The sequence below is a fragment of the Pontibacter mucosus genome (genome assembly GCF_003054055.1).
Classification (GTDB): Bacteria; Bacteroidota; Bacteroidia; order Cytophagales; family Hymenobacteraceae; genus Pontibacter; species Pontibacter mucosus.
Genome location: NZ_QBKI01000013.1, coordinates 29,057 through 52,835, shown reverse-complemented (window position 1 = coordinate 52,835; position 23,779 = coordinate 29,057). Strand labels below are relative to the sequence as shown.

At 48.2% G+C, this 23,779-nt stretch carries 18 protein-coding genes and 1 pseudogene; 17 read left to right on the top strand and 2 right to left on the bottom strand.

Annotated features, from left to right (window positions below; all coding sequences use genetic code 11):
• Window positions 1-2 precede the first annotated feature (2 nt).
• From C8N40_RS20270 to C8N40_RS20225, 10 genes and pseudogenes are all read left to right on the top strand, one after another.
• Entirely contained in the window at window positions 3-1,334 is a 1,332-nt protein-coding gene (locus C8N40_RS20270; protein ID WP_170114170.1) for an efflux RND transporter periplasmic adaptor subunit, read from the top strand.
• Complete coding sequence (locus C8N40_RS20265) at window positions 1,331-2,449, top strand: permuted SH3 domain-containing protein (RefSeq protein WP_108213644.1); 1,119 nt, start codon at window positions 1,331-1,333, stop codon at window positions 2,447-2,449. Before C8N40_RS20270 ends, C8N40_RS20265 begins: the two co-directional genes overlap by 4 nt.
• A gap of 256 nt (window positions 2,450-2,705) precedes the next feature.
• Window positions 2,706-4,748 (top strand): glycogen debranching protein, encoded by a 2,043-nt coding sequence (locus C8N40_RS20260; RefSeq protein ID WP_108213643.1) that lies wholly within the window; start codon window positions 2,706-2,708, stop codon window positions 4,746-4,748.
• 121 nt (window positions 4,749-4,869) lie between these two features.
• Complete coding sequence (locus C8N40_RS20255) at window positions 4,870-7,542, top strand: cation-translocating P-type ATPase (protein ID WP_108213642.1); 2,673 nt, start codon at window positions 4,870-4,872, stop codon at window positions 7,540-7,542.
• A gap of 37 nt (window positions 7,543-7,579) precedes the next feature.
• A pseudogene (locus C8N40_RS23500) lies at window positions 7,580-7,822 on the top strand (DUF6122 family protein); the annotation flags it as partial.
• Window positions 7,823-8,269: 447 nt separating this feature from the next.
• A complete protein-coding gene (locus C8N40_RS20245) occupies window positions 8,270-9,268 on the top strand; it encodes a 2-hydroxyacid dehydrogenase (protein ID WP_108213640.1) in 999 nt (332 codons plus the stop codon).
• Between the two features lie 74 nt (window positions 9,269-9,342).
• A complete protein-coding gene (locus tag C8N40_RS20240) occupies window positions 9,343-10,200 on the top strand; it encodes an ATP cone domain-containing protein (protein WP_108213701.1) in 858 nt (285 codons plus the stop codon).
• A gap of 12 nt (window positions 10,201-10,212) precedes the next feature.
• On the top strand, window positions 10,213-11,580 hold the full coding sequence (locus C8N40_RS20235; protein WP_108213639.1) for an MBL fold metallo-hydrolase RNA specificity domain-containing protein: 1,368 nt from the start codon (window positions 10,213-10,215) through the stop codon (window positions 11,578-11,580).
• Window positions 11,581-11,584: 4 nt separating this feature from the next.
• Window positions 11,585-13,078: a thymidine phosphorylase family protein gene (locus C8N40_RS20230; protein WP_108213638.1), complete on the top strand. Its 1,494-nt coding sequence runs from the start codon at window positions 11,585-11,587 to the stop codon at window positions 13,076-13,078.
• A gap of 66 nt (window positions 13,079-13,144) precedes the next feature.
• Window positions 13,145-14,041, top strand: a complete 897-nt coding sequence (locus tag C8N40_RS20225; RefSeq protein ID WP_108213637.1) for a ribose-phosphate pyrophosphokinase — start codon at window positions 13,145-13,147, stop codon at window positions 14,039-14,041.
• Between the two features lie 50 nt (window positions 14,042-14,091).
• Here the strand turns inward: C8N40_RS20225 and C8N40_RS20220 are convergent, their stop codons facing one another.
• Window positions 14,092-14,373: a hypothetical protein gene (locus tag C8N40_RS20220; protein ID WP_108213636.1), complete on the bottom strand. Its 282-nt coding sequence runs from the start codon at window positions 14,371-14,373 to the stop codon at window positions 14,092-14,094.
• Between the two features lie 304 nt (window positions 14,374-14,677).
• Between C8N40_RS20220 and C8N40_RS20215 the strand changes: the two genes are divergently transcribed.
• The gene (locus C8N40_RS20215) at window positions 14,678-15,505 is read left to right on the top strand and encodes a PepSY domain-containing protein (RefSeq protein WP_108213635.1); all 828 of its coding nucleotides are present in this window, start codon (window positions 14,678-14,680) and stop codon (window positions 15,503-15,505) included.
• Window positions 15,506-15,632: 127 nt separating this feature from the next.
• Window positions 15,633-15,938, top strand: a complete 306-nt coding sequence (locus C8N40_RS23200; protein ID WP_108213634.1) for a DUF6122 family protein — start codon at window positions 15,633-15,635, stop codon at window positions 15,936-15,938.
• Between the two features lie 166 nt (window positions 15,939-16,104).
• Here C8N40_RS23200 and C8N40_RS20205 read toward each other — a convergent pair whose 3' ends face one another.
• The gene (locus C8N40_RS20205; protein WP_245905203.1) at window positions 16,105-17,154 is read right to left on the bottom strand and encodes a potassium channel family protein; all 1,050 of its coding nucleotides are present in this window, start codon (window positions 17,152-17,154) and stop codon (window positions 16,105-16,107) included.
• Between the two features lie 210 nt (window positions 17,155-17,364).
• Here C8N40_RS20205 and C8N40_RS23515 point away from each other — a divergent pair, with 210 nt between their 5' ends.
• The 5 genes from C8N40_RS23515 (at window position 17,365) to C8N40_RS20180 (ending at window position 23,725) form a co-directional block, all read left to right on the top strand.
• Window positions 17,365-17,679 (top strand): four-helix bundle copper-binding protein, encoded by a 315-nt coding sequence (locus C8N40_RS23515; RefSeq protein WP_108213632.1) that lies wholly within the window; start codon window positions 17,365-17,367, stop codon window positions 17,677-17,679.
• 157 nt (window positions 17,680-17,836) lie between these two features.
• Window positions 17,837-18,550, top strand: coding sequence for a DUF305 domain-containing protein (locus C8N40_RS20195; protein ID WP_108213631.1), 714 nt, complete (start codon window positions 17,837-17,839; stop codon window positions 18,548-18,550).
• 156 nt (window positions 18,551-18,706) lie between these two features.
• The gene (locus C8N40_RS20190) at window positions 18,707-19,411 is read left to right on the top strand and encodes a hypothetical protein (protein WP_108213630.1); all 705 of its coding nucleotides are present in this window, start codon (window positions 18,707-18,709) and stop codon (window positions 19,409-19,411) included.
• A 24-nt stretch (window positions 19,412-19,435) separates the two neighbouring features.
• On the top strand, window positions 19,436-20,875 hold the full coding sequence (locus tag C8N40_RS20185) for an MATE family efflux transporter (RefSeq protein WP_108213629.1): 1,440 nt from the start codon (window positions 19,436-19,438) through the stop codon (window positions 20,873-20,875).
• Window positions 20,876-21,208: 333 nt separating this feature from the next.
• The gene (locus C8N40_RS20180) at window positions 21,209-23,725 is read left to right on the top strand and encodes a multicopper oxidase domain-containing protein (RefSeq protein WP_211318158.1); all 2,517 of its coding nucleotides are present in this window, start codon (window positions 21,209-21,211) and stop codon (window positions 23,723-23,725) included.
• Window positions 23,726-23,779 lie beyond the last annotated feature (54 nt).

The window sequence follows — 23,779 nt, the reverse complement described above, 5'->3', positions numbered from 1 at the left end:
CCATGAGAAAAAGTACACAGCCTGAAACGAAACGACGCTTAGCGGCAATCTTCATGGCTTTCCTGTGGCTGGCAACGGCATCCTGTGATTCAGGGTCTGCTAATGAATCCCGACAAGGATATCCGGGGGACGCATCTCAGGATGGAGCCGGTATGGCGATGCCGCAGGAAGCGGGCCATGAAGACCATGGGCAGATGAGCAGGCAGGTGCCGGGCAAGCGGCAGCCGGCAGACAGCACGGATGAAACTTTCTGGAGTACCTTGCCTGCCAATCAAACGGTTATCTCCAGGCAGGCGGTGGTGCAGGCAGGCGACAGCAGCATGCGGTACAGCTTTTCCGGTAACGGCTATGTTGACTTTGACCAGCGGCGCAACCGGAAGTTTGCGGTACGTGTCGGGGGGCGCATCGAGAGGCTATATATAAAGTATAACTACCAGTATGTGCGCAAAGGCGAGAAACTGATGGAACTCTACAGCCCGGAACTGAACACGTTTGTAGAGGAATTTTTATTCGTCAGCCGCCAAAGCAAAGACCCGGTGCTGCGCGATATGGCAAGGCAAAAATTAAGGCTCCTGGGATTGACGGAGGCTCAGATAGATCAGTTTGCCCGCAATGGCCGGGCGCCTTATACTATTTCCGTTTTCAGCCCCTACGAAGGATACGTGTTGTTCAGCCCCTCCGGCTCCGGGGGCGGCATGGGCACCGGAGCAAGTACAGGAAGCGGGGGCATGGAGGGGATGGCAGCAGGCCGCTCCACCGGTGCACCCGGCACCGTCCTGCCCGATAACAGCATAAGAGAGGGCATGTACGTGAGCAAAGACCAGACGGTATTCTGGGTAAACGATTTTCTGGAAGCCTGGGGAATCGTCGCATTCCCCAGCGAAGCAGGGGCCGTTCTTGAACCGGGGCGGGAGACAGTGGTTACAAGCGAGCTGTTCCCGGATAAGCCTATTCGTGCGGTTATCGGCATGGTGGAGCCGGTGTACTCCAGCGGACAAAAATTCACGCAGGTGCGCCTGTACCTGCCCAACCCCAACCGGCAACTGAAGCAGAACTCTTTGCTCACGGCAACAGCCTTTGTTCACAGGAAGTCGCCTGTCGTGCCGGTCACCAGTGTTTATTACGTGGGCCGAACAGCCATCGTATGGGTACGGACAGGAGTAACAGGCAATGGCAGCAATATTTTTCAGGCAAGGGCTGTTCGTACCGGGCACCGCGGTAAGGAGGTGGTAGAGATAACAGAAGGCCTGAGGGCAGAAGACTGGATAGCCCGGGATGCCGCTTACCTGGTTGACAGTGAAACCATCATACAGTATTTAAGCCGGGGATCATGAAAACGAAATATGCAACCATAGGCAGGTGGGCACTTCTTGCGGGGATAGCGCTGATCGTTTCCTGCACTGGCGACAAAGAGCCGCATGCGGCACATGAGGCTGGCAGCGCTGCCGCGAACATGGATATGATCACACTGAACGAACGCGAGGAGCTGTATGCGAACATCACCCTCGACACGGCAAGGATCAAACCGATAAGTGAAACAACAACGCTGGTGGGCAAAACGGCCTTTGACGAAAGAAAGATAGTAGTGGTCACCTCCCGCATACGGGGCCGGATAGATCGGTTGTTCGTGCGCAACCCATTGGCGCCGGTAAGGCAGGGACAGCCGCTATACGCTTTGTACAGCGAGGAACTGCTTTCGCTTGAAAACGAGCTGCTGAATGCCCTGCGGCAGCAAGAAAAGTTCGGAGCCATGCAGGAGGCGATGAACCAACTGGTGGAAAGTGCACGTCAGCGCTTACTTCTATATGGGCTTACGGCGGCGCAGGTGCGGGAAATCGAGAGAAGCGGTGAAGCATCGTCCCTGATCACCTTTTACAGCCCGGTGTCCGGCTATCTGACGGAATTGCCAGTAAGTCAAGGCCAATATGTGGAGATGGGGGCCCCTTTGTTCCGGATTGCGGATGCCTCTGCCTTGTGGATTGAATCCCAGATGTACACCAGCGAACTGCACTGGCTAAGCAAGCAGCCCTCGGTTCTCGTTACGTTTGAGGCTTTCCCGGACGAGACGTATTCAGCGGTTCCGGTGTTTGATAACCCAACAGTGGAGCCCGGGCAGAAGATCAGCCTGGTGCGCTTCATGATAAAAAACCGGGAGCGCAAAATCAAGCCGGGCATGATGGCATACCTGAGCGTGCGCAGAAACGAGAAGCGTGCCCTGGTCATACCCAAATCCGCCATTTTGATCGGAAGCATGACAACGGCCTGGGTAAAAACAGCCGACGGCATGTACGAGAACCGGGCCATAGCTACAGGCATACAGAACAAGCAGGAAGTAGAAGTGCTCAGCGGGATCAAAGTGGGCGAAGCGGTGGTGGCTACCGGCGCCTATGCCCTTCAGAGCGCCCAGGTGCTGAAGAGCGGCACCGGCATGGGCGGCATGAAGATGTAGATTCGCAAGAGCTGATTTCTGACATTGGCTTTTATGAACTACTTGATCTGAGGAACATAGCAGTTCGTGTAAGGGTACTCAAGTGGGTTTTCGATAGGGATATCCTTGAGAATAAACTGCCTGTAAATGGTTGAGCAGCTTTGGCTGATATGGTCAGCAGAAAATTTCACTGGATTGTAGGAAGGTGCACCATACCGTGGATGTGGGCGGGGCATACTTATATCTTCCTTTTGCAGCATCATAAACACTACAGCACATGGTATCATGGCAAGCCATAGAAGGCTCCCCCTACCCACTGGGGGTAACTTACCTCCCAGAGGACGAGGCCTATAACTTTGCACTGTACTCTAAAAACGCCGCGCAGGTAAAGCTCCTGCTGTTTCAGGAGGATGTATACGAGAAGCCCGTGGCTACCTTTGACTTTGACCCGCTGGTGCATAAGTCGCAGCGGGTGTGGCACTGCCGGATCAGGCGTTCGGAGATGGCCGGCGCCAGGTTCTATGGTTTCAAGGTCCAGTGCTGCAATGACAGGCGCTGCTTACTTTGTAGGATTGACCCGGAGAAGCTCCTGATCGACCCCTATGCCAGGGAAGTCTTCTTTCCGCCCGGTTTCAGCCGGAGCGCCGCCGGTCGCCCGGGCTCCAACATCGGCAAGGCACCGCTGGGCTACATCCTGCCCGACCATACCGGCTTTGACTGGCAGGCAGACCACATCGTGCCTCATGGGCACGACCTGATCATATATGAGATGCATGTGCGGGGATTTACCCGTAACCCCAGTGGCGACGTAAGCAAGGAAAAACGAGGCACCTTTGCCGGCGTGGTAGAAAAGATACCTTACCTGAGAGAGTTGGGCGTGACAGCCGTAGAGCTGATGCCGGTGCACCAGTTTGACCCTCAGGCCGGCGACTACTGGGGCTATATGCCGCTCAACTTCTTCTCCCCGCACAAAAGCTACGCGGCCGATCAAAATCCCTCCGGTGCCATCACCGAGTTTAAGACCATGGTGCGCGAGCTGCACAAGGCTGGCATCGAGGTCATACTGGATGTGGCCTTTAACCACACCACGGAGGAAGGCATCAGCGGGCCAACCTATCACCTCAAAGGCATCGACCCCTCTACCTATTACCTGGTGCGGAACGACCCGAGCAACCCTTTCCTGGATTACAGCGGCACGGGCAATACCCTACGCACCGACCACCCGGCCGTGCAGCGCATGATCATGGATAGCCTGCGGTATTGGGTGAAGGAAATGCACGTGGACGGCTTCCGCTTCGACCTGGCCTCTGTCTTCACCCGCCGCTCGGACGGCTCCGTGGGCGAGGCGCCCATCTTCTCCGACATTGCCACTGACCCGGACTTGACCTATGTCCGGCTGATTGCCGAGCCCTGGGACGCACAGGGCCTCTACCAACTGGGGCGCGACTTCCCCGGAAGCACCTGGCTGCAGTGGAACGGTGGTTTCAGGGACGACGTGCGCCGGTTTGTGAAGGGAGACCCGGGGATGGTGGGGGCCCTGATGCAGCGGCTGTACGGCAGCGACCACCTTTTCCCGGACGACCTCCTGCATGCCTACCACCCTTACCAGAGCGTCAACTACGTCACCTGCCACGATGGTTTCACGCTCTATGACTTGGTTGCTTATAATGAAAAGCATAACGCAGCGAACGGGCACGACAACAGGGACGGTAGCCCGGTGAACTTTAGCTGGAACTGTGGCTGGGAAGGGGATGAGCATGTCCCGGCAGAGGTACTGGAGCTGCGAAAGCGGCAGGCAAAGAACCTGTTCCTCCTGCTTATGCTCTCCAACGGCACGCCCATGTTCGTGGCGGGCGATGAGTTCCTGCAGACGCAGGGAGGCAACAACAACCCCTACAACCAGGACAACCAGACCACCTGGCTGGACTGGAGCCGCCAGGAGCTCATGCAGGAGCACTTCGGGTTTGTCAAGAAAGCCATCGCCTTCCGTAAGCGCCACCCCAGCCTGGGGCGCAGCCGCTTCTGGCGCGGCGATGTAAGGTGGTACGGCCCCAACGGAGCCGTAGACTTCAACCCGGACTCGCACAGCCTGGCCTTTTTCCTTTCGGGAAAGCTGCTGGGGGACCTGGACCTGTATGTGATGATCAACTCGCATTGGGAGAGCAGGGATTTCCGGTTCATGGAGCCGGGGCCCTGGTATCGTGTAGCGGACACCACCCTGAAGCCGCCACAGGACTTTGCGGCCGAGGCCCGGGAGGAAGAGGTTCATTCCCCGCATTATGCTGTCGGCCCCCGCTCTGTTGCGGTTTTTGTGCGGTAGCAGGCTTAGCTGATATCCATACCGGCAGAGACCTTTAGCGGTAGCCCTGCAAAAGAGAGGCAAGATACAGGGGTGCCCTTGAGAGAAAGTACATGATGAAAATATAAATAGAAAGTAAGATATGCTTGTTCAACCACCATACACAAAAGACACTGCTGTCCTTGCAGCCGAGATGCACTCAGAGGTACAGCGCGGGCTATCCAGTGAAGACGCCGGCAAACTGCTACAGCAGCATGGGCAGAACATTATACAGTCTGAAAACCAAAGAAGTCTGCTAACAATGCTCTTGCAGCAGTTCGCAAGTCCCATGGTTTTACTGCTGCTGTTTGCTGCCGGACTGTCCTTCTTTTTTCAGGAATGGCTGGATGGGTCTGCTATCCTGATCGTGATTGTCATTAATGCATTGATTGGCTTTTATATGGAGCTCCAGGCCAATCGCTCCATGAATGCCCTCAAACACATGGTCTCTCTGTCAGCCAAGGTTATTCGCGATGGCAGCCTTCAGGAGGTTCCCTCTGAAAATGTGGTGCCAGGCGATGTGCTTTATATAGAAGCTGGGGACATGATTTTGGCGGATGCACGCATTTTTAACGCCACACAGCTGGAAGTTGATGAGTCGGCGCTAACCGGAGAGTCGCTTCCGGTGACAAAAGACGTGGGGGTGTTAGCAGGGGAGGTGCCACTGGCTGAGCGGGTTAACATGCTCTTTAAAGGAACCTTTGTGACCAAAGGAAACGCCTATTCTTTAGTGACTGGAACCGGCATGGACACAGAGCTTGGCAAGATAGCTTCACTGGTACAGCAGGCTGAGCAAGCCGCCACCCCTTTAGAGAAAAAACTGGAGCAACTCAGCAAAAAACTGATCTGGATAACCGTGGGGCTGGTAATCGTGATCTTCTTTGCAGGTCTGGCGCAAGGCGCTGAATGGGTGAAGGTACTGGAGGTGTCTATTGCACTGGCGGTGGCCGCCATTCCGGAAGGGCTGCCGATTGTGGCTACCTTAGCCTTGGCACAGGGTATGCTTCGGATGGCGAAACACAAAGTGATTGTTAAAAAGCTGGCTGCCGTAGAAACCCTCGGGGGCACCAATGTGATCTGTACCGACAAAACCGGAACCCTTACCCAGAATATAATATCAGTTAACACCATTCTCATACCCACCGGTAAAACGGAAGTAGAATACAGGGCTGATGGCACTGTAGCGATTCCTTTGGAAGTCCGAAATTCAGAAAACTATCAAAAGATAGTGGAAGCTGCTATTCTTTGTAATACGGCTAACCTGGAGGTGAAAAATAATGTTTTGCGAGAGGTGGGGGACCCGCTGGAAGTAGGTCTTTTGAAATTTTCTGCCACTGAGGGTAAAGACGTACATCAGGTAAGAGAGAAACTCCCGAAAACAAGAGAAGAGGCGTTTACCTCTGAGACAAAAATAATGGCTACGCTCCATGAAAATGGGAGTACTTCTATAGTGTTTGCTAAAGGAGCTGTAGAAGAACTGCTACAAAAATGCACCCAGATTCTGCAGGAAAGAGAACTGCAAAATTTTTCAGACAGCCAGAAAGCAGCCTGGATTGCACAGACTGAGCTATTGGCTTCGGAAGGCTTACGGCTGCTGGCCTTTGCTTATAAAGAGACATCCTCCTTACAAGGAAGCTTAACGCAGAATCTGGTTTTTACGGGCGTTCTTGGGCTTTTGGATCCTCCGCGGGTAGAAGTGTCAGCAGCGCTGGATGAATGTAGGTCCGCCGGTATCAAAGTCATCATGATAACCGGAGATCACCCGGCCACAGCAAGAAACATTGCTTTAAAACTGGGGCTCATGGACGATAAGGAGAATGCAATCATGCACGGCAAAGATATGAAGGAGTATGCCGATCTGACCAATCAAGATAAAAAAAGGTGGTTAGAAACTCTGGTTTTTGCCCGTGTTACGCCTAAACAGAAGATAGACTTAGTGACGCTCCTGCAGGAGAACAAATACATTGTCGGAATGACAGGGGATGGCGTCAATGACGCCCCGGCAATAAAGAAGGCCGACATCGGCATTGCGATGGGTCTGCGCGGCACCCAAGTGGCACAGGAAGTAGCGGATATGGTTTTAAAAGATGATTCTTTTACCTCTATCGTAGTAGCCATCAAACAAGGCAGGATTATCTTTGAGAACATTAAAAAGTTTGTTGCCTATCTACTTTCCTGCAACCTCAGCGAGCTGTTTGTGGTCGCTTTTTCCTCTATTTTGAACCTGCATTTTGCGTTGGTGCCGCTGCAGATCCTTTTTATCAACCTGATCACCGATGTGCTTCCGGCATTGGCCTTAGGTGTCACCGAAGGAAATGATTTAATCATGAAGAACAAGCCCCGGAACCCTGATACACCTATCATTGACAATCAGCAGTGGAGGGCCATTTTTACCTATGCAGCGGTTATAACACTCTGTGTGCTGGGTGCGGTGTTTGCCAGTCACTATTTGTACCACCAGACGGAGCTATGGAATCCTCAGCTGTGCAACAATATCCTGTTCTTCACGCTGGTGTTCTCTCAGTTGTGGCACGTGTTCAACATGTCCTCTGCAAAGGTATCTTTCTTTAAGAGTGAGGTAGTGAAGAACAAATACGTATGGTATGCGCTTGCTTTGTGCATTGTGCTAGTTTCTACTGTGTATTTCGCACAGCCACTTAGGGATATTTTATCAATTTATACTATGAGCACTGGAGATTGGATGATCAGCCTAGGCTTTAGTTTCATGTCCCTGATTATTATCCAGGTTTTAAAAAGAACCAGAATTGTGTTGTAGATAAAAGTCATAGAGGTATAAAGCTGCCTGGCTTTTCTTTAGGCTTCAGCCTCAGTTTATAAAGGCTGCGTTGGTGATGCTTGCGGCAGTCCTCATTAACCTAAGCCACCCTCTGGTTGATCCCATTGTTGATCCAGATAAACGTAACATAGGATGCTATCTGCTGCATAGCTATTGTATTATACCACTGTATTTACTGATGGTGTTCCTGCCAAAGCCAAGGTTAGTAAGAGCGGACCTGGTAATACACGTTATCCTGGACTGGTTGAAGTGCCTTTAAAAGCAATAGCTTCATCTGCAAATAAAGCCACCTATACAACTGGTAGCACAACTCGAGTTGTTTAAAGTAGACGCTTACAATAAACAAGCTAAAAACACAATAACGAACTTTAAGAAAAAGTTAGAAAGATATATAAATTATAACTTAAATTATATAAAACTGATTGTAACCAAGACTAGTATATTTATGAAAGCATTTATCAAACAGAGCTATCCATAATGTCATTTTCAGACGCCTGGAAAGTTCTGTAACTTTTGATGAATAAATAGCGACAATTTTAAGTTTCCATTTGCCATCAAGTGCTCGCCATATGTTATGATGGATTAAGGTTTTCAGCATGAACTCTCCACATGAGACATCCCCCTGTCTAAAGTCGCACTTACTTCTACTTGTGCATTACCCTGGTTTGCTTATGATTTGAAAACGTTCTGTGTGTCGTAGAAATATATGAAAGTAGCCCTTTACAGTAGCCATAAATTTGAGAAAGACTTTCTAGAGATGGCCAACGGCGGCAAGCATAGCCTTGTTTTTCTGGGACCCAACCTCTCTCTTTCCACTGTTAGGCTGGCTCAAGGTTGCGATGCTGTCTCTATTTTTGTTAATGACGATGCTTCGCAACCTGTTTTAGAAGAACTGCATGAAATTGGGATACGGTATGTAGCTTTGCGTTCTACTGGTTACAATCATGTAAATTTAAGAACCGCCTCCGCTTTACAGATGCGGGTTGCCCGCGTCCAAACGTACTCTCCGTATGCTGTAGCCGAGCATAGCGTGGCTTTAATGCTGGCCTTGAACCGAAAGCTTATAAAGGCACATGCCCGCGTTCAGCAACTAAATTTCTCACTCGATGGTCTGGTTGGGTTTGACATGCACCGTAAGGCGGCTGGCATTATTGGCCTAGGGAAGATAGGAAAGGTTGTTGCCCAAATTCTACATGGCTTTGGATGTAAAATCCTTGCTTATGATCCGGCACCTGACCGACACTTTGCCAGCCGGTTCCACATCAGACTCACGGATATAGACACCCTTTGTACTCAGTCAGAAATTGTCACACTACATGTTCCCTTAAGTGAGCAAACGAAATACCTGATAAATGCTGAACGGATAGAAAAAATGAAAAAAGGGACTATGCTGATCAATACCAGCCGGGGTGCCCTCATTCATACAAAAGCAGTAATACAGGGACTAAAGTCCGGTAAGCTCGGTAGTTTGGGAATCGATGTATACGAAGAAGAACAAGGTCTTTTTTTTGAGGACCATTCCGAGGAAATCCTGCAGGATGATGTGATTGCCCGGCTAATGACCTTTCAAAATGTGTTGATTACAAGCCATCAAGCCTTTTTGACGGATACTGCTTTGCAGCATATCGCCCAAACCACTATTTATAACCTGGACTGTTTCGTTCAAGGGGTGGTGGGTATAAATGAACTGACTTACACCAGTTGAACAATGATTTTGGTATCTGTGCCATCCGTTTTTATATCATACTCTCATTTATTAATAGGGATAAACATTCAGTAATGGCAGTAAAAATGTACATCCGGAAAGCTTCGGGAGAAGAAGTTCCCTTCTCTGAGACTAAACTACGAAAGTCCCTGGTAAAGGCAGGGGCAGATGCGAAGCTGGCTAAGGAGATCGTTCACCAGATAGAGAAAAACCTGGTTCCGGGCATAACAACGCAAAGGATCTATGAGGATGCCCTTGCCCTCTTAACCAATAGTTCCAGGCCTACCGCTGGAAAATATAAGCTAAAGACTGCCATCATGGAGTTAGGTCCATCCGGGTTTCCCTTTGAAAAGTTTGTTGGAGCAATCCTGAAGGCCCAGGGATTTGAGGTGCAGGTAGGACAGATAGTACAAGGGTATTGTGTCTCGCACGAGGTGGATGTCATCGCCTTGAAGGGAGATCAGCACTATATGGTAGAGTGTAAGTTTCATAACAGGCCCGGGTACCGTTGTGATGTAAAGATTCCACTCTACATACAATCCCGTTTTAAAGATGTGGAACAACAGTGGCTAAAATTACCTGGGCATAGTTTCAAATTTCATCAGGGCTGGGTCATTACCAACACCAGGTTTACGAGTGACGCTATCCAGTATGGCACGTGTGCAGGGTTACATTTGGTTGGCTGGAATTACCCTCCGAAGCAGAGCTTGAACGAAATGATAGATGCTGCCGGTTTATATCCGATCACCAGTCTTACAACACTTACCCGTTTGGAAAAAGAGCAGTTGCTGCAGAGTGGAATTGTGCTTTGCCAGGAGCTGTGTGAAGATGAAGTGCCTCTCAGTAAACTAGGGATTAGTGCTGAAAGAATCCATGTCATTCAAAAAGAAGGATTGGAACTTTGCCACAATCCTGCATTCCCAAATATCTAAAATAAAAAAGCTATGGATCCTCAGGTAAGTATACAGTTTTTGGGTGCCGCAGGTACTGTAACTGGTTCTAAGTATCTGGTCAAAGCTGCTGATAAGCAAATCTTAGTTGATTGTGGTTTATTCCAGGGGCTAAAAGAACTCCGGTTATTAAACTGGGAGTACCTGCCTTTGCAGGTCCCGGAAATTGACCTGGTGCTACTGACGCATGCTCACCTCGACCACACAGGTTACCTGCCCCGCTTGGTAAGTATGGGGTTTAAGGGAAAAATTTTAGGAACTGCGCCAACCCTGGATATATCAGAAATTATTCTGAGAGACAGTGCCAAGATTCAGGAAGAAGATGCTGCCCGTGCCAATAAACAAGGGTATTCGAGGCATAAGCCGGCAAAGCCGCTCTACGACCTGGTGGATGTAGAGCGAACGATTCCATACTTCTACCCACAGCCTTTAGGGGAATGGGTTGATTTGGGCGGGAATATCAAAGTCCGCTTTAACTATAATGGGCACATCATTGGAGCTACCTTTATTGAATTAAAAGTAGCAGAGAAAACCATCGTTTTTTCAGGGGATATAGGTCGGGAAAACGATATATTGCTTTACCCACCCCATCAGCCTCAAAAGGCAGATGTTCTGGTGATAGAAAGTACTTATGGTAACCGGCTTCACCCTGCTGTAGATGCTGAACAGGAACTGAAAAATGTAATTTGGGAGGCATGGGATAAAGGAGGCCCTCTCCTTATTCCCAGCTTTGCTGTAGAACGCACACAAAGCATGCTGTTTCTTTTATGGAAGATGCAGCAAGCAAACAGCCTTCCTGACATTCCCATCATTATGGATAGCCCCATGGGCCGATCTGTGTTAAATATTTTTCATCACGCTCCGGAGTGGCATAAGTTATCTTCGGAAGAATGTGCTGAAATGTGCAAGAAAATCAAGGTAGTCAAAAGTGTAGCAGAAAGCCTAAGCTCTATCAGAACTGCCGGGCCTAAAATAGTTATTGCCGGAAGCGGTATGGTTACGGGCGGAAGAGTATTAGGGTATCTGGAAAAATATGTGGGAGATCCCTCCGCGACCATTCTGCTGATTGGCTACCAGGCAGAAGGAACACGAGGTAGGCAACTGCAAGAGGGGGTGCAGGAAATAAAGATGTACGGCCGGTATTTTCCTGTCCGGGCCGCTGTCAGAAATGTAGAGGGGCTATCAGGGCATGCCGACCAGGGAGAACTTATAAGATGGATGGGGAAGTTGCCGAATGCACCTGAGAAATTATTTATAGTTCACGGGGAGTTACCAGCATCCGAAGGCCTCCGCGCAAAAATAAAGGAGGTGTATGGTTGGGAGGCTGAAATTCCCGAACAGTACAGCATGCATAACATTTAGGTCTATGGAGCATAATGAGTTAAAATTCAGGAACCTTGGAATCGACACACAGCAAGAGCATGTGGCATACATGCGGTCTGATTGCCACGTTTGCAAATCAGAGGGCTTTGCAGCATTAACCCGTATCAGGGTATCGGATCATCAAAAACACATTGTCGCCAGCCTCAACGTCATTGAATCAGAGCTGTTATCCCCTGGTGAAATCAGCTTGTCCAAAGGAGCCTGGAAGGCGCTACAGGTGAAGGACGGAGATTCTGTCACAGTCTCTCATTTAACCCCGGTTGAATCCATGAGGTATGTCCGGTCCAAGATCTATGGCAACAAGCTTCCCGCAGAAGCTTATCATCTCATCATACAGGACATAGTGCAGGGAAATTTTTCCAATGTAGATATAGCCGCCTTTGTCACAGGTTGTGCCATGAAAATGAGCGAGGAAGAAGTTATCAGTCTTACCGAAGCTATGATTGAGGTGGGTGAAAAGATGGTATGGGGTGTTCCTTTAGTTGTTGACAAACATAGCGTAGGCGGCTTACCGGGGAACAGAACTACTCCCATCGTGGTCTCTATTATTGCCGCCTGTGGGCTGATCATACCCAAAACTTCTTCCCGGGCTATTACCTCCCCAGCCGGAACAGCCGATACATTGGAAACAATTACCCGCGTAAGCCTTTCTTCAGAAGAAATAAAGCAGGTCGTCAGCAAGGAGGGTGGCTGTTTTGCCTGGGGAGGCTCAGTAAAGTTAAGCCCGGCGGACGATATCATCATCCGGGTGGAACGGGCGCTGGATATTGACAGTGAAGGCCAGCTTATTGCATCTGTACTGTCTAAAAAGAAATCAGCCGGTGCTACCCATGTGGTCATAGACATACCCGTGGGCGAGACCGCCAAAGTGAGAGACGTTGAAGCTGGTGAGAAGCTGAGGAGACAAGTGGAACAGGTTGCTCTTGCCATTGGGCTGCAAATAAAGGTATTACTTTCGGACGGTTCTCAACCAGTAGGGCGGGGTATAGGCCCCGTTTTGGAAGCGTTGGATGTACTTGCTGTGCTTGAAAATGAAATGACAGCTCCCCAGGACCTGAAGGAGAGAGCTTTGGTTCTAGCTGGTAATCTATTGGAATTGGCCGGAAAAGTACCGGATGGGAAAGGCGTTAGGGTGGCGCAGGATATAGTAGAGTCAGGAGAAGCCTATAGGAAGTTTAAAGCCATATGCCTGGCACAAGGAGGTTTTACCAGACCCGAATTAGCCCCTTACCATTATGAGGTGAAAGCAGAGAAAGCCGGTACAGTCCAGCGTGTCGATAACCGCCGCCTTGCAAAGGTTGCCAAGCTTGCCGGTGCGCCGGATGATCCTGCGGCTGGCGTACTATTCGCTGCGCCGTTAGGAAAGAAAGTAGCGCTTGACGAAGTGCTATACACCATTTTTGCAGAGTCGGAGGGGGAACTGTTATATGCCCTGGAATACGTCTCCAACGAAAAAAATATTATAACTATCATCTAATATTATAACTATCATCTAATATTATAACTATCATTTAATATTATAACTATCATCTAAAGTATACCTATGGACTGGTTAATTTTTGGGTTCCCCGGCAATGAAAACCTGGCAGGACAACTCTCTGAACAGTTGCAGATTCCTTGTGGTAGTGCTATTATCAGGCACTTTCCGGATGGGGAAAGCTATATTCGGATTCTCTCTGACGTGCAGAATAAAAATGTGCTGCTGGTACTGACGTTGGATCATCCGGATGATAAACTTTTACCCTTATATTTTTTCACCCTTGCTGCCCGAGAACTGGGCGCCAAAAAGATTGGATTGGTTGCCCCTTACCTTGCCTATATGCGACAGGACAAACAGTTTCTTCCCGGAGAGGCAGTTACTTCAGGTTACTTTGCACACTTACTTTCTCAACTGACCGACTGGATCGTTACCATAGATCCACACCTCCATCGACGCGGCAGTATGAGCGAGATTTATACAGTTCCGGTCACTGTGCTGCATGCAGCTCCCCTGATTTCAAAGTGGATTAAAGATAATGTGAAGAACGCCCTTATTGTGGGGCCTGATAGTGAGAGTGATCAATGGGTAAAGGAAGTGGCTCAGGAAGCAGGAGTACCCTATATAGTGTTGGAGAAAGTCAGGAAAGGGGACCGCCAGATAGAAATAAAAATCCCGGATGTGTCCGCCTGGATACACCGCCAGCCGGTTTTAGTAGACGATATTATTTCAACGGCCAAAACAATGATAATCACCACGCAACACCTGGTTCGGGAAGGTTTTCAGAATCCCATTTGCATTGGAGTGCATGCTATTTTTGCTGACAATGCTTTCGAAGAACTACAAGCTGCAGGAGCTGAACAAATAATCACCTGCGATACCATTCCACATTCTTCCAATAACATATCAGTTGCAACACTGATTTTGCCAGATCTTTTATCCATCACAAAAGAAAAGGAATAGAGTACGCGGAGGTGCAAAGAAGATTAAGGTAGGATAATGAACCAATACTGTTAAGATTCAACTAGCAGATAGATGATAAGGCCAATTAATACCACCAGGCACGTCCAGGCCGAATACCAGAGAACTTTAACCGCTTTACTTGAACTTGCTGTATTTTTCATCTGAGTTAAATACATACCACCTAGGTGCAGAAGAGCTCCTGCCAGGATGATGAATACAGCATAATCAGAAGCAATATATCCCCATTTGGCACCGATACCAAACCCAAGTATACCTGCCCCTAGTGCTGAAGCAGACTGGGCAAATAGCTGTTTTTCTTCTCTGTTCTGCATGAATGAGACGTTTATTCCAACTCATGTTATTTCCTTAGCAAGGAAAGTATTTACATTTAATATTAACGGCAAGATAAATTTAATGAATTAGGTAATATAAGCATTAGAAATTGTTCAGTAAGCCATTATTAAAATTGTAAAGGTAAATGGTAGAAAATGAACAACTTAGCAGTTGCAGAACAATGTTTAACAAAGCAAATCACATGGTACAATATTAAGATACTGTGTTGTTTATAAAACCTGAACTTTATCTGACCAGGTGAGTCTGTAATAGTCTGTTGAGTAATTAATATTATATTGCCTTATGAAGCTAAAAAGTAAGCACTATTACATCCGAAAATCCCATCGATATTTAGGGATAATACTTGGTATTCAATTTCTTTTCTGGACCCTTGGTGGGCTTTATTTCAGTTGGAACGATATTGATGAAGTCCATGGGGATCATCTTCGGAAGGAGAAACGACATTTCTCAGCCTCTATGAAAATGGCATCCCCACAAGCTGTGCTTGATGCCATCAAAGCGAAAAGCCAGGTTGATTCAGTGCTATCTGTTCAGCTTATCGAAATAGCAGGTGTTCCGGCTTACCAGATTCGTTATTTCTCAGGGGATATGGACCATAAGGGGCATGAAACTGCCGGACATGGCGGGGGTAGCCATGCTTCTAACGTGAGGGTGCAGCTGGCAAATGCAGAAACAGGGCAGTTTATTTCGCCTTTATCCGAATCTGAGGCTATCACTGTTGCCAGCAACCAAGTCACTTCTCCCATAAAAGTAGAGAAAGTGGAGTATTTAACAGAGGTAGGCTCACATCACGAATACCGCGAAAAGCCCTTACCGGCCTGGGCTATTACTTTTAGCCAACCTGACAACTGCACTGTTTACGTTTCAGCTGAACTAGGCACTTTTCAGGCTATTCGACACAACCAATGGCGTGTATTTGATTTCTTCTGGATGCTGCATACTATGGATTATGAAGGGAGAGATAATTTTGGAAACATTCTTTTAAGAGCATTCTCCATTTTGGGCTTATTTACCGTGCTTTCCGGTTTTGTATTATACTTTATCTCTTCTCCTTCTGTGAAAAAAGTAAAAAGTAAAGTTCGAACTCCTAAGCCTACACATGCTGCTTGAGTGTAACCTTCCACCTGTTGTTCTGTTAAAGTCAGTTATCCATGCGGTATGGCGGAGTTAAATGTGTTTAACGCATTGCTACCCCGTCAAACTCTCTATCACCGCTGGTTAATTAAAGACTGATTTTATGATTATTGGTTTTCTCTGGCACCTTTTTCTGCATTTAGCAGTACCGGTGGCAGTTGCCTGGTTGTTTTACAAGCCTAACTTTAAGAAGGCTGCTTTAATTATGTTTGCGGCTATTTTCATAGTTTTGGATCACTTGCTAGCTGATCCTATCGTTGATCCGAATAGGTGCAGTGTGGGCTCCCATCTGCTACACAGCTACTGGATACATCCGCTATATTTACTGCTGGCTTTTATTCCGAAGTCAGGGCTCATTGGATTGGGCCTTGTCATACACATTGTGCTTGATTGGCTGGAGTGTATCTGAAAGATGCTCATCTGTAAGAGGCGCTGGACTTAAGGCAGAGATTGTACGGGTATTGGGTATCAATGGCCATGATATTAAATTGGTGAGGCAACCGATCCAGCTTTGGTAGGGTTATCTCAATAAGACGGGGCTTTAGACAACTTTGTTTGTAAAAGTTAATTATTCCTCATTTGTACACTTCCTTCCAGGACCATCCGTCCATTTCTAAAAGCGAAGTTAGCAGTCTCCGGCGGTCCTTCAGGTTCTGTTTAAAAGTTTGTTCTACTTCTTCCCTGTTTTTAATTGGAACTCCTTTCTCCTCCATTTTCCCTATATCAGGTATAGGAGCAGCTTCCTGGGGAGAAGTGTTTTTCAGGAAACTTCCTTTCACCATCTCCAGATACGAATCCAGTGCCGTTTGTAGCATTGTCATTTTAACTTCGCTCTTTATAACATCCTGTAATACGGCTTGCTTCAGGAGCTGATGTGCTTCTTCCAGCAGTGCAACAGCGGGTGCGACAGACAACTTTGGTTGACAGTTATGAAAGTAATGAATCACAGGAAAGGAATGGTGGTTAACAGTATGCTGCATGAGCATCTGGCAAATATCTGACACATTATCAAAAAAGGAGGAGAAGCCTTTCCCGTCCCAGCTGTTAACCAGAATCTGCTGCGGCGATTTACCCATGCTATTGATATAAAGGCTGAGCTTGCTCTGCAAACCTACGGCAGATAGTACCTGTACAAAATAGGTGAGGGAGGCAGTGATGAAAGCTAAGCCTGAGAAAGCTGTGACACTCGTAATAATCCGCCACACATCATTCGATGCCACATAGTCTCCCACTCCCAAAGTGGAAAGTGTAAAGCCGGCATAGTAGAGCTTCTCCAAAGGGCTGGCACTGGATAAGGTAGTGCTGTTTATAACAGAGTCTGGATCAGAGAGCAGCAGCAGGAACAGTCCTGCCCATAGCCCAAGGACCCAGGTCAGAAGCGTGCAGGTAAGGATAGATGGTCCCGCATACTCAAGCAATTTTGATTTCCCCTCTTTACCTGAGACAGAGAAGAAAGTCTTCCACACCGCCCTAGACACTAATTCCGTAATCCGACCGCCTCCGCTAGAAGAAAAGGTGGTCTTAATGATATCCAGTGCAATTAAGGTAAAAATAAGAGCTCCCAAGAAGAGATACAGCAAATTCATAAAGTACATCGCATCGTTAGCACGTTCTTCTAAACGCAATAACAGGTAGGGAGTTAAACAGCATAGAGGTGACAGACCCTGGCAAATGTAAGCTTGCAGCCACTGCTAGGGCTGATTTTACCTGTTTTAAAGAGCACCTAAGGTAGTACCGCCACCAAAAATATATAATTATAGTTCAAGAATATATAAAACGGAAGGGGCTTCGGATGGGTATAACCAAGCATATGTTTCATTAAAATCCAGATAATTATGAATAAAGACTTAATAACCGCATTAGCTGAGTGTGCAGCAGCCTGTAACTACTGTGCAGTTTCCTGCCTGCAGGAAGATGATGTGAAAATGATGGAACGCTGCATCCGACTTGACTTGGATTGCGCTGCAATCTGTAAAATGGCACTGGACTATGTATCACGGGATTCTACCTTCTCCAGAGAAGTGCTGGATCTGTGTGCCAGAGTGTGTAGAGAATGTGGTGCAGAGTGTGAAAAACACTCGCATATGGAACACTGCCGCATGTGCGCTGAAGCTTGCCGCCGCTGTGAACAGGCCTGTCAGCAGGCGTAGCAAACTGTATATGTTAAAGAGTGTAATCTTTTAATAAAATCACCCTGATCGCTCTATAGCTTGCAAGAGCGGTCAGGGTATTTTGTTTGGCTACAGCCTGATAAACTGTCCAGAGCAAGCGATTTATTGCATATTCTTAACACTTAATTTAATATTTATGAAAACAAAATTTATCGGTTTCAAGAGCTTTTCCCTTATGGTGATTGCTGTGTTTGTACTCAGCAGCTGCGAAAAAGAGCAAGATGTTGTTACTCCGTTAAGCGCAACCGGAGAACAAGCGGCAAAAGGTGCTTATTGGGAGGACGACAAAGCCTTTGACAAGGAGATGCAGCAGGTGATCAACTCGATGATGAAGATGATGAACCAGATTGAGATGACCTGCGATCCGGACATTGATTTTGCTAACATGATGATCATGCACCACGAGATGGGTATAAAGATGGCGGACATTGAATTGAAGTATGGTCATGAGCCGGAAGCTAAAGAGTTGGCTGTAAAAACGAAAGAGGGCAATCAGGCCAGCAAGGAAAGGCTACAGGCGTTTCTAGCGGCTCACCCTACACCTGAACCACTTTCGAAAGCGCAGTGCAAGCTGTTTATGATGGAGATGAAGAGGGATATGCAGCAAATGATGCAGTGCATGCGGCAAGTTCGTGATACACCGGATCCGGATGTGGATTTTGCGAACCTAATGATCTGCCACCATCAGGGAGCTATTGCTATGTCAAACACAGAATTGAAATGGGGAGATGATGAAATGGCGTTAGAGGAAGCCAAATTGATTATTGAAGAGCAGTCTCAGGAGATCATTGAGCTGTCTGAGTTTGTCAATGAGCATGGCGTGCCAACCAATAAAGGTAAGAACATGTAAATGTTTTTCAGGTTGTCTGTCTTTTAAAGGAAACAGGGCTGCATGCTGCGCAGCTCTGTTTTCATTTACCTAATAGGCACTGCAGTGCAGCAGGCGCCAGTTTTTCAAGCCACTTCTGTACTATACTGTCCCACATAATTGGCAAAAAGTTATACTATGGAAAATTCGATTGATGTTTTATTTGCGTATAAACCTCATCCCCTAAAGGCGCAAGAAATAACTAGAGTTGGGCTAACCCCTGTAGGTACCCAAGCAGACGGGATTCCCCTTGAACTGGAAGAGGTGCACACCAAAGACATTCACCTGATCATTGTATCAGAGGATCTTTCTTTCTTTGCCCATGAGCACCCTGAGAAGACAGGCAAGGAATATACCGTTGATTTCTCGTTTCCCTTCGGTGGCAAGTTCCTCCTCTACTGCGACATAAAGCCCCTGAACGGCTCACCGGTTGTTATCAGAAAAACGGTGGATGTTGCCGGTGATAAACGGGACGTACAACTCTACCAACAGAATGTGCTCAGTAAGGCTGTGGATGGTGTTAGCGTGCAACTGGATGTACAGGACCTTAACTCCATTCGCGTTTCTGTTAAACAGGCGGAGGCTGCCATACCGGCCTCTTCACTAGGTGATTTTCTGGGTGCTAAGGCCCATGTGGTCATGATTAATGTGGATACAAAGGAATATCTTCATGTACATCCCATGGTGCACGATGACGTGCTGGTGCTGCACTCAGCATTCACTGCCACGGGATTATACCGGGTATGGATTCAGTTCCTGCTGAATGGGCTACTTTATACTTTGGACTATGTAGTGCAAGTAGCTGAGCTTCCGGGGCAGGGACATCATGGGCACTACCACTAAAAGCAGCACACCGCAATATTACCAATGGAAGCTAATAAAGAGCATGTAGAAACACCGGTTACTACCACTATTCCCGACAAAATGAAGATTGTCCTGCTTCTTGCGTTTCCCGCAGTAGTAGAGAACTTCTTTCAGACATTTATTGGCTTTATGGATGTCTATTTTGTGTCAAAGATTGGTTTGGCTGAGGTTTCCGCTATAGGGGCCACCAACGCCATATTGGCTATTTACTTTGCCGTTTTTATGGCAATCGGGGTAGCAGCAAACGTAAGGGTGGCAAATGCCTTGGGAGCAAAGCAAGTAGAAAGAGCCCGGCATATAGCACAGCAGGCTATTATACTCTCCATCCTGTTCGGGATACTGACAGGTATCGTAACGCTGTTTTTTGCACGCCCCCTGCTCACACTCATGGGACTGGAAGAGCAGGTGCTGGAAATAGGGGAGACCTATTTCCGGGTTGTGGGTATTCCTTCCGTTTTTATGTCGCTCATGTTTGCGCTCAGTGCCAATTTACGCGGTTCAGGAGACACTCGGGCACCCATGAAAGTCAGTATTATCATCAATGTTTTCCATGCGCTCCTGGGGTATGCTCTTATTTTCGGGTTCTGGATCTTTCCCGAAATGGGTGTAACGGGTGCTGCGCTGGCTACAGTTGCCTCCCGCATACTTGGGACCCTACTGCTCATTTACTACATCCAGCGTTCGGAGGTGCTGGCCTTCCGGAAAGACTTCTGGTCGGTTGACTGGGGCCATCAGAGGGAACTGGCTACTTTAGGCAGTCCTGCAGCCGGTGAAGTGCTCATCATGCGGGCAGGGCAGATCGTCTATTTCGGATTTATCGTTTCGCTCGGCACCAACGTCTTTGCCGCCCATCAGATTGCTGGTAACGTGGAGGTAGTGTCTTATATGGCAGGTTATGGCTTTGCCACAGCGGTTACGATACTGGCCGGACAGCAAATAGGTGCAGGAAGGATAGAGGAGGCGGTTTCCTTTACGAAGATAGGAGCCTGGATGGCTGTTGGCATCATGGGTGTTTTGGGTTTACTGCTCTTCTTCCTGGGGGAGTGGGCTGGCAGCCTGTTCTCTCAAGACCCGGAAGTGATCTCTAAAATAGGAAACGCCCTGAAGGTTTCTGGTGCGTTTCAGCCTTTTCTGGCGGCTCTTTTAACCCTTACAGGCGCATACCAGGCTGCCAATAATACTAGGTTCCCCATGTACCTGACGGCGGCCGGTATGTGGGCCATCCGCACTGTTCTGGTATATTATTTGGGAATTACCCTGGGGTGGGGTCTTACAGGTGTCTGGATTGCCATTGGTGTAGACATTGTAACCCGTGCAGGAGTACTGGCCTATAAATTTGCAAAGGGTACCTGGATGAACTTGGAAAAGGAGGCAGAGGTGGAGTCACAGTGTCACCCACAATCAACTAAAGAGACTATGTCTGACTGCGTTAACAATTACTAATTAGTTGCCATGATATGTTAGAAGAGGGGAGTTTAGCTAAATCTGCTGGTCAGGTCATCACCATTTTATACAGGTATAAAAGAGGCAAACTTAATCTATTATTCGTGTAAAAGAGAGCTATAAAACTGTAGTCGCACCAGCTTAGACTCGGACAAAGGCCCTTTAAGCATTGCGTGTCGCAGGTAAACAATAAAACGCTTTTCATTTCTTTATCAGCTTAAAATGTACAAACTATTAATACTCGTGTTATTGCTCGGCTTAGGGCAGTACACATACGCGCAGCATGAACAGCATAAGCCTAACCAGCAACAGACCGAAATTTATACTTGTCCTATGCACCCCGAAGTGCAAAGTACTAAGCCTGGTAAATGCCCCAAGTGCGGCATGACGCTGGTAAAGCAAAAGCCCAAAGCTCCGGCTAAGCAACAGCAGCAGGTTCCCAAAAAAGAACCGGCCAAAGCCAAACCTGCTGCCCCTCCAAAGCAACCCGTGCAGCAGAAACAAACACAGCCTGCTCATAAACATGCACAACCTACTCCGAAAAAAACTGAAACACCTGTTCAAAACCCAGAGGAAAAAGAGAAGCCAGTCCATAAGGCAGGGCACAAACCGGAGAGCCCGGGCCAAACTTACAAACCCCGCACCGTTCGATATGACCTCTATGTACGGGATACCCTGGTAAACTTTACCGGTAGAACCAGAAGAGCAGTGGCCATAAATGGCAGTATTCCGGCGCCTGCCTTAACCTTTACCCAGGGCGACACGGCCGAGATTTATGTGCATAATGAGATGGACGTGGAAACCTCCATTCACTGGCACGGTGTGTTTCTGCCTAACAGGTTCGATGGCGTGCCCTGGCTTACCCAGAAACCGATCAAGCCCCATTCCACTTACCTGTACAAATTTCCGATCATTCAGAACGGTACTTACTGGTACCACAGCCACAGCGCCTTTCAGGAACAAAGCGGCATGTACGGTGCCCTGATTTTTAACAAAGTGAATGAACCGGATATGCCGGCTATACCGATCGTGCTCAGCGACTGGACCGATATGAACCCCAAAGAGGTGTACCGGTCACTGCGTAGTGCCAACGATTGGTTCTCGATACAGAAAGGTGCGACACAGGGCTATGCGGAGGCCATCCGGAAAGGCTACTTTGGCACCAAGCTGAAAAATGAATGGAAGCGGATGGAAGCCATGGATGTGAGTGACGTAGCATATGAAAAGTTCCTGACCAATGGGCAGGATATAGCGGAGCAGACGCATTTCACGGCCGGGGATGTGGTGAAGCTCAGGGTCGTGAATGGCGGTGCCTCCACCTACTTCTGGCTAACGTACTCCGGCAGTAAGATTACGGTGGTGGGAAACGATGGCAACGATGTGGAGCCTGTAGAAGTGGACCGCCTGATTATTGCTCCTGCAGAGACCTACGACCTGCTGGTTACCATACCGGAGAACATGCAGTACGAGTTTTTAGCGACTGCCGAAGACCGCACTAATTCCACATCGTTGTGGCTGGGCAGGGGCATGAAAATGCCGGCACAGCGCTTGGGCAAACTCAAGTACTTTGAGGGCATGAAGATGATGAACGACATGATGAAAATGAGTGGCGACATGCAGCCGATGGATATGCAAATGAGCAACCAGCAGATGGACATGAACAGCGTGATGTACCCGGAAATTTCAGGGCAGGACCACACCATACATGGGGGTGATGAGATGAAACCCGCTACTGACACCAGTATGCATATGAAGCAGCAGGCTGACACTACCGCACACCAAGGCCATCATATGCAGGGGCACGACATGAACAACATGAGCACTAGTGGCAGCAATGGCGAGATGGTTACCTTGAACTATGGCATGCTGCGTGCAACTGAGAAGACAACCCTTAAACCCGGGCCGGAAAAAGTACTGCGTTTTGAGCTCACCGGCAACATGAACCGCTATGTGTGGACCATGGACAATAAAACTGTTTCAGAGTCTGACAGAATCCTGATAAAAAAGGGGGAGAATGTGAAGATCATCATGTTCAACAACTCCATGATGCGACACCCCATGCACCTGCACGGGCACGATTTCCGGGTGATCAACAAGCAGGGTGAGTACGCGCCTATGAAAAATGTGCTCGATATACTGCCCATGGAAACCGACACAATTGAGTTTGCAGCCTCCGAGAGCGGCGACTGGTTCTTCCACTGCCACATACTCTACCACATGATTGCCGGCATGGGCCGCGTGTTCACCTATCAGAACTCACCCCCAAACCCGGAGCTTCCGAATCCTGAAAAGGCCCGTAAAATGTTTAATCGCGAAGACAAGGTTTTCCTACCATCTGCGCAGATAGGGTTGGAAAGCAACGGCAGCGATGGAGAGTTTATACTGGGCAGCTCCCGTTACCAGATCTCCACCGAATGGCGTATTGGTTTTAAGAAGGAGTACGGCATAGAAAGTGAAACCTACTTTGGCCGTTATATTGGGAAAATGCAGTGGCTGTTCCCCTTCATCGGTTTTGACTATCACTACAACAGTACTGTGAATGAGCCTGAGAACAATATGTTTGGGCAGTTAAGCAACCAGAATAACCGGAAAGCCTTTGTAGCCGGTGTGCAGTACACGTTGCCTATGCTGATCGTGTCGGAAATGAGGGTAGACACTGAGGGGAAACTGCGCTTCCAGTTGCGGCGCGATGATGTGCCACTGACCAGCCGCCTGCGCCTGAACTTGATGGGCAACACCGACAAAGAATACATGGTTGGCCTGCGCTACATTGTAACCAAGTATACATCCCTATCAACGCATTACGACAGCGACATGAAGTATGGCGCTGGCCTCACGTTTGTGTATTGAAGCAACTGAGTTCGTAGATACTTGAAGTTGACCTTCTGGTATCTAATGAAGAAG